At 44.6% G+C, this 12709-nt stretch carries 11 protein-coding genes and 1 pseudogene; 7 read left to right on the top strand and 5 right to left on the bottom strand.

The genetic code is table 11. The annotated features are described in order from the left end of the window. Positions 1-304 precede the first annotated feature (304 nt). From BM415_RS16980 to BM415_RS16970, 3 genes and pseudogenes are all read left to right on the top strand, one after another. Positions 305-817, top strand: a complete 513-nt coding sequence (locus BM415_RS16980; RefSeq protein WP_091160080.1) for a hypothetical protein — start codon at positions 305-307, stop codon at positions 815-817. Between the two features lie 263 nt (positions 818-1080). Continuing rightward, a complete protein-coding gene (locus BM415_RS16975) occupies positions 1081-1443 on the top strand; it encodes a hypothetical protein (protein WP_091160078.1) in 363 nt (120 codons plus the stop codon). Next, positions 1425-1857: pseudogene (locus BM415_RS16970) on the top strand (transposase); the annotation flags it as partial. The gene BM415_RS16975 and the pseudogene BM415_RS16970, both read left to right, overlap by 19 nt. A gap of 400 nt (positions 1858-2257) precedes the next feature. Here BM415_RS16970 and BM415_RS16965 read toward each other — a convergent pair. The 3 genes from BM415_RS16965 to BM415_RS16955 are packed head-to-tail and all read right to left on the bottom strand — an operon-like array spanning position 2258 to position 5549. Beyond that, positions 2258-3121 carry a transglutaminase family protein gene (locus tag BM415_RS16965; protein ID WP_091160074.1) on the bottom strand — a complete coding sequence of 288 codons (864 nt, stop codon included), beginning with the start codon at positions 3119-3121 and terminating at the stop codon, positions 2258-2260. Positions 3122-3128: 7 nt separating this feature from the next. After that, the gene (locus BM415_RS16960; protein ID WP_091160073.1) at positions 3129-4130 is read right to left on the bottom strand and encodes an alpha-E domain-containing protein; all 1002 of its coding nucleotides are present in this window, start codon (positions 4128-4130) and stop codon (positions 3129-3131) included. Further along, complete coding sequence (locus tag BM415_RS16955; RefSeq protein ID WP_091160273.1) at positions 4131-5549, bottom strand: circularly permuted type 2 ATP-grasp protein; 1419 nt, start codon at positions 5547-5549, stop codon at positions 4131-4133. It lies immediately after the preceding gene. 372 nt (positions 5550-5921) lie between these two features. Between BM415_RS16955 and BM415_RS16950 the strand changes: the two genes are divergently transcribed. From BM415_RS16950 to BM415_RS16940, 3 genes are read left to right on the top strand one after another with little or no spacing between them, the layout of a single operon-like run. Further along, the gene (locus tag BM415_RS16950; RefSeq protein WP_091160071.1) at positions 5922-6287 is read left to right on the top strand and encodes a GntR family transcriptional regulator; all 366 of its coding nucleotides are present in this window, start codon (positions 5922-5924) and stop codon (positions 6285-6287) included. 2 nt (positions 6288-6289) lie between these two features. Continuing rightward, the gene (locus BM415_RS16945) at positions 6290-7183 is read left to right on the top strand and encodes an ABC transporter ATP-binding protein (protein WP_170862522.1); all 894 of its coding nucleotides are present in this window, start codon (positions 6290-6292) and stop codon (positions 7181-7183) included. Beyond that, entirely contained in the window at positions 7183-7857 is a 675-nt protein-coding gene (locus BM415_RS16940) for a hypothetical protein (protein WP_091160070.1), read from the top strand. Before BM415_RS16945 ends, BM415_RS16940 begins: the two co-directional genes overlap by 1 nt. A 227-nt stretch (positions 7858-8084) precedes the next feature. On the opposite strand, the gene BM415_RS16935 is transcribed toward BM415_RS16940, so the two are convergent. Then, complete coding sequence (locus BM415_RS16935) at positions 8085-9263, bottom strand: acyltransferase (protein ID WP_091160068.1); 1179 nt, start codon at positions 9261-9263, stop codon at positions 8085-8087. Between the two features lie 303 nt (positions 9264-9566). Further along, a complete protein-coding gene (locus BM415_RS16930; RefSeq protein WP_091160067.1) occupies positions 9567-10973 on the bottom strand; it encodes an MATE family efflux transporter in 1407 nt (468 codons plus the stop codon). A 270-nt stretch (positions 10974-11243) separates the two neighbouring features. On the opposite strand from BM415_RS16930, the gene BM415_RS16925 reads away from it, so the two are divergent. Then, entirely contained in the window at positions 11244-12704 is a 1461-nt protein-coding gene (locus BM415_RS16925) for an alpha-amylase (RefSeq protein ID WP_091160065.1), read from the top strand. Positions 12705-12709 lie beyond the last annotated feature (5 nt).

Below are 12709 nucleotides of genomic sequence, written 5' to 3'. Positions count from 1 at the left end.
GATCAAAATTACATGAAATATCATAAAACCTGCCCTCCTGGCAGTTTCTGATTTATCATAGCTTGAGCTTGATCATACACTTGCTTCTTGTTCATTCCCTGCATCGGGTGACATCTGCATTATCCTGCTAGCCCAATCAAAGAAACGGAAGGATTTAAATACTTACTTATTTATCTATGTTAGGTTCATCTGTAATAATGACATCTACCTCATATTAAAAAAATGATTGGATTACATTTTTTTAAACTTTTTACTTCTTTGTACCGTCTATTTTAGTAAGACCACTAAGAAGGGAGGGAGGGGCATGAAGTTTTGGCCAGTTATACTATTCTTATGTCTTTCATTATTTGGATGTTCTGATTCTACAAGTGATATTTCATCAAGTCCACCAGATCACATTCGAAAGGAGGGGAATTCAGTAATTTCTAACAAAATTATTGGGAATTATCAACTTCAACTAGCTGTTGAAAAGAAGAACGAAAACACTTTCCTTTTTAGACCTAGCATAAAATACGTAGGGGATAAGAATGATAGTGAAATTTTCCATGCTAACAAATTTCTTACGATTGATATTCAGACTCACGGAGTGACTATTCTTCCTCCAAGAGCGACAACCACTGAAGGTATAACAACTATTTTAACAAAGGAACAATGGCACACGGAAGAATACGAGATAACTTTAACTGATTCACAAATAAAAGAGTTAAGCAAATCAGAAGGCCATGTTATACTCAGTGCTATTTTTGAATCGGATGAGACAAGTTTTGAAGAAGCAAAAGAGATGATTTTTAGTACTAAAGAGATTATTGACATATAGGAACCTTAAGAGGAGGTTCTCATGAATTTCAAAAAGTCTACTGCATTCATTATAAGTTTAGTGCTTTCATTATAAGTTTAGTGCTTTCATTATCAATAACTGGAATATCTTATGCTGATCAAAGCGAATATGAAAATCAACTATCTATAAATCAAAAATATGGATTAGAAGAGAAGTTTAGACAAGAGTTTGGCTTTCAAACTAATTTAGTAAGTTCAAGTTCAGTTCTAGTAAAGAATGAATCTTCTATGGAGAAGTATGGGATGTCTCTTACTAGCTTAGAAGAAATTGAAATGGACAGAAGAGTAGAAATTGAGAGCTCTTCTTTACTTAATAATGGTGAAGTGATTTATGAGATTGTTGAATATAGTGAAGACCAACTGTTCAGATATGTTCAGGAAATTGTAGATAACATTGATAATTTAAAAGATAAGGGTATAAATATAACCAAAGTATATTACGACTTCCCAAAACAAAAAGTAGTAGTAGCTCTAGATACATTAAATTCTTACCACCAAGATCTAATTCAATCCATGTTTGATACGGTCCCTCTAGAATTTGAAGAGAATCAGGGATTGGTACAAGAAACAGCTAGAAATACTTATAGCGGGGGATTTTTGCTGTGATTGCACATAGAAGATTTCAGTCTAAAAAGGTTTATTTCCCAAATGGAAGTTTGAGTATGATGCGGAGCAAAATTCATACCGCTGTCCAGCCGGTCAGGAATTAACTTACCGCACGACAGATCGCAAAGGATACCGACAATATGCATCTGATCGGCAGAAGTGCAAAGTCTGGCCGATGTTGAAAGAATGTACTCAGTCTCAGAACACGGGAAAGGTTCTAACTCGACACGTTTGGGAAGATAGCAAAGACTGGGTACGGAAAAATCGGCTGAGTACATCTCGGAAATATCTCTACCGAAAACGAAAGGAAACTATTGAGCGAAGATTCGCGGATGCCAAAGAGCTCATGGGTTTCGCTACTGCCGTTTGCGCGGATTGCATAATGTCAAGGAACAAGCCTTGATGACAGCAACCGTGCATTTTCATTCCTCCATACATAATGAAACGTCTTATGAAAAAAGAGACCGGGTTTCTCGACAAGCTGACCTGCCCTCGGCAGGTTTTAGCTTTTATTATTTATAGCTTGGATTATTCTTATCATAATACAAGATGAGGCGATTAATCGTATGTGACCTCTTGCTCATAATTTACTTTCAGCGCTTGATCTGCCTGAACCGGACTACATTCCCGTAATATATGTTCAACATGCTCTAATACATCGTTTATACTTTTTCCACAAATGTGACACTTCGTCATGTTATCACCTATTCTCTATTGTACCTTTTGTGTGCCCTCCTCTTATTAACCATGGTGCATCCAGCCGAAACGATTCCTACTCATCTATAATCCTCTAAGCAGAATTTCTCTCTGTTCCTCAGCTTGATGCACTTTCCGCCAATAGCTGTACAGACACACGGACATCTAGTGTAGACTCTCCACCTCGATACTTCCCTTGCAAGGGACTTACATCTGCATAATCACGGCCCGTGCCTACTCTTATATGATTAGATAGAGCCTCCACATTATTCGTCGGATCAAGACCCGCCCAGCCTATGCCAGGCACCATCACCTCGACCCAGGCATGTGATGCAGCATCTCCCTTCAGCGCCGAATCCTCACCTACGTACAAATAGCCGCTCACATAACGGGATGGAATGCCGCTAGCTCGCAGAATACCCAGCATGACATGTGAAAAATCCTGGCAAACGCCTTTTTTGTGTTCAAAAGCAGCCTCTGCCGTTGTCTCTACGTTGGTAAAGTCTTTGTCATAGGTGAAGCTTGTGTACAGATACTCCATCACTTGTATTGCATAGCTGAGCGGATCCTTCATGCTGCCTGCTTCCTTCTGAGCCGCTTGAACCTGCTCCATATATAGCTTCGTATAAGCCGTCTCCGCCAGATAAGCAGCATAATGCTCTTTATATAATGGGGACTCGAATAACGCCTTCATTTCAGGAGAATACCGAATTTCTTGTAAAAAAGGGCTCCGCTGCACCGTCACAATGGAGGTGGTTATAACTTCCAGAGAAGAATGAGGTTCCGCGATGAAGAATTCTTCAACATAATTTCCCCACACATCCTCATGCCCCTTCGTCACTGCCAAAGGATGGATATCTGTTCGGTACGATATCAACTGCTGACACTCATCCTCAAGCGGACGCAGCCGGATCGTATTCATGCTTTGATCCACCGGATCGTCATATTTAAACGTGTTGGTATGCACAATTTTGTATTTCATCACTTCTCTAGTCTCCTGCGTAGTGTAATTGAAACTGCCGCTCTCCTGTATCTATTAAATAATAAGTCTTCGAGAACACATGCCCGATCTCCCTGCACTTCTCTTGAAACTGGCTGAGGAAGAAGTCCAGCTCCGGTCCTCTCAGTTCAGTGATACTGACCTCATCCAGCATGCCCAGCAGATCATCGAGGGAAGCATACATCTCCCAAGAATAATGAGATACTCTGCCATACTCCAGAATTTGAACAGACTCACGCACCTGGCTTATGCAGTAACGAATCGATTTGGGATAAGCATCATCCGCGACGAGAAAGCCGAGAATCGCACCCGGTTCCATGGCCGGTGGATGACGCTTCAGAAATGCTTCATATCCATTTGCGAATTGCAGGGCAAGACGCCAGTAATACGATTCTCCTTGTCCTCTGCAGGCCGGATCTGCATAGATATAGCTGCTCACCACATCCAGAATTCGAGCTGTCTTCTCTGCTTGTTCGAGCCATTTGCCGATGTTGATCATATGATAGGCAGGTCCGCGTGACATCGAAGATTCGATAATTCCTCTAGCCGTAAGGGAAGCAATCTTCGTCCGCTCAAGGCAGCGCTTCACATCTCTGCTATCGATATCTTCCCCTCTGTTCATGCTGCTCATATCCAAATAAACGTCGTTCCAGATCTCCCATAGGTCATCCGGGAGCTGGGTCCTCGTCATTCTCGCATTCTCCCTTGCATATTGGACACAGTTCACGACAGAATTAGCATTGGTCCTTGCGTATACGAGCTGTTGTATAAATGCTTGATCGGACCCCATCCGCTCTTGCATCGCTTCATGGAACAGATCGGTCCGGGCACAGATTTCGAAGATCATCTCCCAGTCATGCTTGGCAAGAATCTCTTCCTCTGAGGCTTCCAGCATCTGAATGAATTGTACATTCAGTATACGCGCGTTGCTCTCTGCCCGTTCAATATTACGAGACATCCAATATAAACAATCCGCTACCCTGCTCAGCATCTACACCTCTCCTCCCTCTCTCCGCAGAATCCATGTATCCTTTCCCCCGCCGCCTTGCGAAGAATTGACTATAAGCGATCCCTCCTTAAGGGCAACTCGCGAGAGTCCGCCAGGAAGCACATGCGTGTTCCGGCCCCGGATGACGAATACGCGCAAATCGACATGACACGGATAAAAACGTTCGTTCTGAAAGGACGGTGCTCTGGACAATCGAATGGTGGGCTGGGCGATATACTGATGAGGCTGCTGCATGATTTTTAACCTGAACCTATCGATCTCTTCGCCTGTAGCATGCGGACCAATCAGCATATCATAGCCGCCGGAGGCACCGACGTTCTTGACGACCAGCTCCTCCAGATGGTCCAGCACCCACTCACGCTCCGAGAGTTCGGTCAGACGATACGTTTCAACATTCGACAGAATAGGGTCTTCGTTTAGATAATAACGAATCATATCTGGGACGTAGGCATAGATTGCTTTGTCATCGGCAATCCCGTTTCCAATGCCGTTTAATATGGCAACATTGCCTTTGCGATAAGCGGAGAGCAGACCCGAAACACCAAGGACAGAATCCTTGCGAAAATGAAGCGGATCGAGAAAATCATCGTCGATGCGGCGATATATAATATCAACCCTTCGAAGTCCGCGAATCGTCTTCATATATACGATATCATCCAACACCGTAAGGTCTCTTCCCTCTACTAATGGAATACCCATCTGCTGGGCTAAGAACACATGATCATAATAAGCCGAATTATACATGCCTGGAGTCAGAAGCACCGCACAGGGAGAGGAGGAGAAGCCGAAAGACTGCGGTGTATGGTCGAGCAGAGCTTTATATAGATGAACAAGCTGATGTTCAAGCGGGTGAATCGAGTGCCGCGCAAAAAATTCAGGGTAAACCTGACGCATCACGTAGCGGTTCTGATACACATAGGACATGCCGGATGGATTCCGCAGATTATCCTCGAGAATATGATATTTCCCCTGATCATCACGAATCAGATCAATACCCGCGAGGAAGATATGGTTGTTCAGTGGAATGTCAATTCCCTTCACTTGCTTATGGTAATAGTAGGGGTTGTTCATAATTAACTCTTTGGGAATGAGCCGGTCGCGAATCATGTGCTGTTCTCCGTAGATATCCTCCAAAAAGAGGTTGAGGGCTTCTGTACGCTGAATCATCCCCCTCTCAATCAGCTCCCAGTCTCTAGGGGGAATGATGATGGGAATGAAATCAAAAGGCATCGCACGTTCGGTACCAATCTCATTGTTGTATACCGTAAAAGTGATTCCTTGTCTTAGAAAAGATAGCTGTGCAGTTTCATGCTTCTCCTTCAGCTCTTCGGCTGTAAAACGCCTTAGTCTGCGATAGAACTCGGCATAATGAAGCCTTGGCTCACCTGCCTTCATAAACATCTCATCAAAAAACGGCTCCGTTGGATACGGAATCAGCACAGCGTCATCCCCTTTTGTCTTTTTCTCATGTCAGGGAAGCTGCCTATCGAAGCAGAACAACGTCGTATTTACTAAGGCTTCATGATGAATAATGTAATATTTTCTGCGAAATTAGTGTGACTAATTACTTGAAATCAGTTGATTCGTGTTAATCATTATACAATACGTTAGATTATATTACACCTAAATTTTGTAATCCGAAACGATAACTTGAATGGAATGAAGTCCAACCGTGACAACACAATGCCTATTTTTTGTAAAATAGTTGACTTCTTACCTTGTTGCTTGTATGGTTAATTACAATAGTAACTAACCAATGAGGAGAGGTGGCACATGGGACTGCAAATGGATGATGACCGCCCCATTTTTATACAGATCGCAGAACGAATCGAAGACGACATCATTGAAGGTGGGTTGGAAGAAGAAGCTCAGGTCCCTTCAACGAATCAGTTTGCTTCTTTTTATCAGATTAATCCTGCCACAGCCGCCAAAGGCGTCAATCTGCTGGTCGATCAAGGCGTGCTGTACAAGAAACGAGGAATCGGCATGTTTGTAGCCAAAGGCGCGAGGGGGATGGTTATGGAGAAACGCAGAGAGCAATTCTATGAGCAGTATGTCACGAAGATGATCCAGGAAGCACACAAGCTCGGTATTAGCAAAGAAGAGCTGTCCATCATGATTCAAAGGGAGGAGAAGTGATAATGACGACGATAGTGGAAATCCGGCATCTGACCAAAAGCTTCGGAAAAGATGTTACCGCGTTAAATGACATTAGTTTGAAAATAGATGAAAACAAAATATATGGACTTCTGGGCAGGAACGGAGCCGGTAAAACGACCTTGATGCACATCCTGACTGCACAGTTATTCCCCACGTCCGGCGAAATGCGGGTGTTTGGTGAGGAGCCCTACGAGAATGCCAAGGTACTGAATCAAACATGCTTTATTAAAGAGAGCCAGAAATATCCGGATTCCTTCCGGATCAGAGATGTAATATCCATCGCTTCCTACCAATTTCCGAATTGGGACCATAAGCTCGCAGACACGCTGCTTACTGAGTTCAATCTTCCCCTGAAACGTCAAGTGAAGAAGCTGTCCCGGGGGATGCTCTCTGCCGTAGGTATCGTGGTCGGGCTGGCCAGTCGTGCTCCGCTCACCATCTTCGATGAGCCTTATCTCGGACTGGATGCCACCGCTAGACAAATGTTCTATGACCGGCTGATTCAAGATTATATGGAGCATCCTCGCACCATTATTTTATCAACCCATCTCATTGATGAGATCAGCGCCATGCTTGAGCATGTCATCGTCATTGATGGCGGCCGAATTCTGCTCAGTGAAGAGGCAGAGAAGCTAAGAGGAGCTGCTTATACGATCAAAGGGAAGAAGCAGGATGTGGAAGCATTCATTCAAGGCAAAAAGGTCCTTCACACCGAGACGCTAGGTTCTATGCTTCAAGTCACGGTGCGAAGTGAAGGGATACTGGACTTCCGTAAACAAGCCGAGAGCAAACATCTGGACGTAACCCCAGTCACTCTTCAGCAATTAATTGTGCATTTGACCAAAAACCCTCAAAAGGAAGAGGTGATTCTATAATGCCAGGTATACGCAATGTCATTAGAACCCACCATGTGGATCGGTGGCTGTGGGTTTACATGCCCTATACGATTATGATATTTAATTTTTTGACGAATTTAATCGTTAGCACCTTTACCGGACCCTATACGTCTGGAGGTGTGATGAGCATTTATGTGTTTATGATGACGCTTGGAATAATAACCGTGCCCATGAACTTTTCGTTCTTGCTTGGCCTCGGTGTCAGAAGAAAAGATTACTATTCAGGCACCGTTATCTGGTTGACCGTCCATATGCTCGTCGCCTCGATCGTTCTCGCTGTGCTGCGAGAAATAGAGAAGGCCACCTCCTGGGGGACTGGGCTTGGATTCTTTAACTTTCCCTTTACTAACGAGCTGGGTTTCCTGGAGTTTCTCGCACTTAACTTTGTCGTTTTCACATTCTTCTGCTTCTTCGGCTTCTTACTCCCCAGCATCGCCCGCAGATTCGGTGCCCTTGTGCTGGCTGCGCTGCTTGTACTTATGTTCGTTGTGCTGGGAATTGCGAGCGTGCTCGTTACGTTCTATGAACTGTGGGATGAAGTCGGCCGATTCTTTGCAACTTATCAGACGGATTCGATATGGTACCTGATTCCTTTCACACTGCTGTTTGCCGCCATTGCCTATCTCTTGCTGCGCAGGTCGACTGTCAAGTAAGCCGCTCCATTTTTGGCTGGCTCTCTCCGGTTGCGACGTAGATCGAGAGCTTCATTTTCTTAATTAGCTTCTGGTCGTTACATTTTTTGATCCGCTCTCCAAAAATTCCGATTGGGGTGGGAAGATATCATGGTCTTCATCAAGTCAATCGACCATGGTTAGTTTAGCACATATAAAAAGCATGCCGCTAAATCACACGGCATGCTTTTTATATGGGTAAACATAAATTATGCAGGCAGGTCTCTCTTCTCCCCGACTGGACGTTCTTTCTTCTTCGGCTTCGGCAGGTTACCGAACAGAATCCACGACTGTGGAATTCGAGAAGCCAGCGTCACGACGATATACGAACCGATCAGTGCCACTAGGAAGCCGCCGACGTACCACAGATGGTGCAGCATGGAGATCCCCGTCTGAGGCGGGAACTCGCGGTAGATCAGCAGGAAGAACGGGTGAATCAAGTAGATCCCGAAGGACAGTCCCCCAATCCGAGACATCCCGCGTACAATGGTGTTCTGCCCACGGATATATAGCAGGAAGGCGATCTGGAAGAGCACCAGAGCCGCTGCAAATGTGTGCAGGTTCCACAAAAATTCGTACCAGAGCGAATCATATACCGCGATTCCTTTACGGTTCAGGTACCAAATTTGTGCATGGGCAATCCCTGCACCAAGCCAAACCACCCACAAACCAATCCAGGCGGTAATTTTGGCCGGCGTGGCATGCTCTCTTTTCATCACAATCCACTGTTTGATCTTAGGGAAATATACGCCGAGGAATGCACCCAGCATAAAGTAAGCAAAATAAGACGGCGACCAGCTTCCCTTATTCGCAACAGAGATCACTCCGTATTTGTTCATGAGAATAAATCCCCATTGAATAGCGAGACCGATTGGGACTGCCCATTTAACAAGCGACGGCACCTTCTTGAACAGCCACAGCACAAGCGGAAATAAAATATAGAACTGCATATTAATAAAGACGAAGTATAAGTGCGTATATGCCTTACCTGTTAACAGCTTGTCAATAAAACTTGTTATCGTATCAGCAAAGGAACGGTCCGGGTAATGCGTCACATGCAGGATCCCAAAGTAAAAGAGAGAAAACATAAAATACGGGATCAGGATGTAGAGCAGCCGTTTCTTATAAAAGCCTGATACCAGCTGTTTATCCAGCGGTCTTGTGTAGTAATTGTAGAACAATACAAAGCTGCTTAGAAAAATAAATGTCGGTGTACCAAACTTCATGAAAATATTAAAGAAGTTGTATACACCGTACATGCCGGAATCAATCATGTTTAATGTAGCAAATGAAGACGAATGCACAGTCAATACCCCGAGAATCGCCATACATCGTACCAGGTTCAGCTCGGGAATGCGTTCCCTTTTTTCTAATAGTGTTTGACTCATCACTTAAAACTCCTTGTTTCTATATGATAGAGTTCAGCAGCCTGTTATCATGAACAAGAGCTGCCGACTCGCAGCGCTTCATCTATCATAGATCATTTATGATCTGTATACCTTAAGAATCTCTTAATCTATTTTTAAAGCCGGATAAACGTCCATATCGCTCTGCCCAATCTATTGTATATGATAACATGATTTATTTGTATTTTTGTTAGTAAAAAAACCACCTATTGGCGGCTTTTTTAAATATTAGCTATTTTTGGATTGGTGCCAGCTGCATGGAACCGCAATCAACGTGGACATCTTTCATGAATGTGTCGATGCAGGCTGTGCATGTTCTTGTATAGGTGAATGCTCAACCAACGCATGCTTGCGCCAAGCACCACTCTTCCAGCGGAAATGCATAATGATCGCTCTGATCCACTCATCCACTGCATTTGCCATCCATACACCCAGCAAGCCCATATCAAGAGTGAATACGAGCACATATCCTAGCGGAAGACTTATACCGACCATGGAAATGAGACCCATATAAACCGGGAAACGCGCATCTCCAGCAGCACGGAGCGAATTAATCATAATCATATTGCAGGTTCTGGCTGTCTCCAGCACGATACTGAACAAAATCACCTGAGATCCAAGACGAATGATCTCGGCGCTATCCGTAAAGATCCCAAGCAGCGGCTCCCGCAGCGCAATAATGATTAAGTCCATAATGATCGTAGAGGTGAGCCCGATCTTGACACTTTTTCGTAGACGGGCATAAGCTTCTTCCGGATTCCCTGCACCGACGAAGCGCCCCACGAGAATGGAGGTACCAATCGAGACCGCCATGCTGAACAAATAGATATAGTGTGAAATTTGAGCAGCATATTGCCTTGTGGCCAGGGATTCCGTACCCAGATAAGTGACATAATATAAGAAGACAAGCTGACAGACCTGATAAATGATCTGCTCAAAAGCCGACGGAATGCCGATCTTCAGAATCTTCCCTACATAATTCCTGGAAATGGTGAAGTAATGCTTCCACTCGATACGAACAGACAACACCCGATATAGAAGCCAGAAAAAGATGACGACGCAGATTAAACGGCTGAATACGGTCGAGATTGCCGCTCCTTGAACACCCAGCGGACTAAAACCAAAATGTCCAAATATAAGCGCGTAGTTACCGACAAGATGAATAACATTCATCACTAAGGAGACCAGCATCGTTTGCTTCGTATATCCGTATGTCCGAATGATGGCAGCAAGAATATTAATCAAGGCTTGGAGGAATATCCCTCCCCCCACAATGGTTAAATAAGCCTGACCGAGCGCAAGAAGCTCACCCGAAAGATTCATCGCTTGTAGTATGGAGCGCCCTCCAAATACAAACAATATACTGATCGCAAGCCCAACACACAAATTCAGGGTAATTGCGATGGCGGATACTCTTGATGCTTCTGCCAGCTTCCTTGAACCGATATACTGGGCAACGACAATGGCTGCTCCATTACCGATGACCTCAAGAATAAGAATGGCGATGATTACGATTTGATTCGCTGTACCGACGGCTGAAACGGCTTCATCGGATACCGCGCTGAGCATAAATGTATCGACGGTACCCATGAGCATGAACAGAAGCAGCTCTAAAAAAATGGGCCAAGTTAAGGCAAAAAGCTTAAGATTATTAGTTTCGGTGGCGCCTCCACCTGTTGCTGTTGTCGTCATAATTTCTCCCTTGCTGACTCAATAGATTAAGAAAAACCAGCTTTCAAAAAATTTCTGGAAGTGATGAAAAACATAGGTATCTTATCATAGAATTTTCATTTGATCACCTATAAACAAAAATATTTTTATGGGACCTCGTTTAGCCATAGGTTTATCAGGGTTATTTCTACAATAAAAGCATTTATGTGTTCTGGAGTTCCGCCTTTCCGGCGATCTTAAGAAATACATATAGGATGCACGAGATTTTTAATATGGAGAGGGGAACATACCATGAAACGAAATCATACGATGATGCAGTTTTTTGAGTGGCATGTTGAACCGGACGGTTCCCATTGGAAACGACTGGCCGAAAAGGCTCCCGAGCTGAAGGCACAAGGAATTGACTCCGTCTGGATCCCCCCGGTAACGAAAGGCTCTTCGCCTGAAGACACGGGATATGGAGTATATGACTTATACGATCTCGGTGAATTTGATCAAAAAGGGAGCGTTCGAACCAAATACGGAACCAAAGCGGAGCTGCTCGAAGCACTGGCTGTCTGTATGCAGAACGGCATTGCCGTATACGTCGATCTGGTCATGAACCATAAGGCTGGAGCCGATGCAACGGAACGATTCAAAGTGATTGAAGTGGACCCTAACAACCGTACCAAGGACATCTCCAAGCCATTTGAAATTGAAGGCTGGACCAAATTCGACTACCCTGGACGGGAAGACAAGTATTCCAGCTTCAAATGGAATCATACCCATTTCAACGGCACGGATTATGATGCCAAGACCAATCGGACCGGCATTTTCCGCATGGCGGGGGAAGACAAAGCCTGGAACGAAAATGTAGACGATGAATTCGGTAACTATGACTATCTCATGTTCGCTAACATTGATTACAGCATCCCTGAAGTCAGAGAGGAAATGATCCGCTGGGGTAAATGGCTCATTGACACTTTACAGTGCAACGGTTTTCGCCTCGATGCCATTAAACACATCAACCATGAATTCATCAAGGAATTCGCCAAAGAGATGATTGACAAACGAGGACAGGATTTCTATATTGTCGGCGAGTTCTGGAAGCCGGATCTCGCGGCTTGTCAGGATTTTCTGGACACTGTCGATTATCAGATTGACCTGTTTGACGTATCTCTCCACTATAAGCTGCATGAAGCCTCCCAGGCTGGAAAGAACTTCAATCTCAGCACAATCTTCCAGGATACACTCGTCAATACACATCCGACCCATGCCGTAACCTTCGTAGATAATCATGATTCTCAGCCAGAAGAGGCACTGGAATCATGGATTGATGATTGGTTCAAGCAGAGTGCCTATGCGCTGATTCTGCTGCGTCAAGGTGGTTATCCTTGTGTATTTTACGGTGATTATTATGGAATATCCGGTGACCACCCGATTCCACCTAAGAAGGATGCGATCGATCCTCTGCTTCACGCCAGATATCATTACGCCTACGGTCCTCAGGAGGACTATTTCGACCACCCGAATACGATTGGCTGGGTGCGACGTGGTGTGGCTGAGTTCCCTCATTCCGGATGTGCCGTCGTTATCGGTAATGGTGAAGTTGGCAAGAAGCGCATGAAAGTCGGCTCAGAACGGGCTGGGCAGACCTATATTGATATTACGGGCAACCGGACAGATCAGATCAAGATTGGCAAAGACGGCTTTGCCGACTTCCCTGTGAACGGTGGAAGCGTATCGGTATGGGTTCAGCAAACAAAAGGCTAAGCTCG

Source organism: Paenibacillus sp. 453mf, assembly GCF_900116105.1.
In the GTDB taxonomy this organism is placed as follows: Bacteria; Bacillota; Bacilli; order Paenibacillales; family Paenibacillaceae; genus Paenibacillus; species Paenibacillus provencensis.
This window is presented reverse-complemented; position numbering and strand designations above follow the sequence as displayed.

Bases quoted from the DNA above. Each gene is read 5' to 3' on its own strand.
- BM415_RS16980 (WP_091160080.1), top strand. From the start codon at position 305: ATGAAGTTTTGGCCAGTTATACTATTCTTATGTCTTTCATTATTTGGA.
- BM415_RS16975 (WP_091160078.1), top strand. From the start codon at position 1,081: ATGTCTCTTACTAGCTTAGAAGAAATTGAAATGGACAGAAGAGTAGAA.
- BM415_RS16965 (WP_091160074.1), bottom strand. From the start codon at position 3,121: ATGAAATACAAAATTGTGCATACCAACACGTTTAAATATGACGATCCG.
- BM415_RS16960 (WP_091160073.1), bottom strand. From the start codon at position 4,130: ATGCTGAGCAGGGTAGCGGATTGTTTATATTGGATGTCTCGTAATATT.
- BM415_RS16955 (WP_091160273.1), bottom strand. From the start codon at position 5,549: ATGTTTATGAAGGCAGGTGAGCCAAGGCTTCATTATGCCGAGTTCTAT.
- BM415_RS16950 (WP_091160071.1), top strand. From the start codon at position 5,922: ATGGGACTGCAAATGGATGATGACCGCCCCATTTTTATACAGATCGCA.
- BM415_RS16945 (WP_170862522.1), top strand. From the start codon at position 6,290: ATGACGACGATAGTGGAAATCCGGCATCTGACCAAAAGCTTCGGAAAA.
- BM415_RS16940 (WP_091160070.1), top strand. From the start codon at position 7,183: ATGCCAGGTATACGCAATGTCATTAGAACCCACCATGTGGATCGGTGG.
- BM415_RS16935 (WP_091160068.1), bottom strand. From the start codon at position 9,263: ATGAGTCAAACACTATTAGAAAAAAGGGAACGCATTCCCGAGCTGAAC.
- BM415_RS16930 (WP_091160067.1), bottom strand. From the start codon at position 10,973: ATGACGACAACAGCAACAGGTGGAGGCGCCACCGAAACTAATAATCTT.
- BM415_RS16925 (WP_091160065.1), top strand. From the start codon at position 11,244: ATGAAACGAAATCATACGATGATGCAGTTTTTTGAGTGGCATGTTGAA.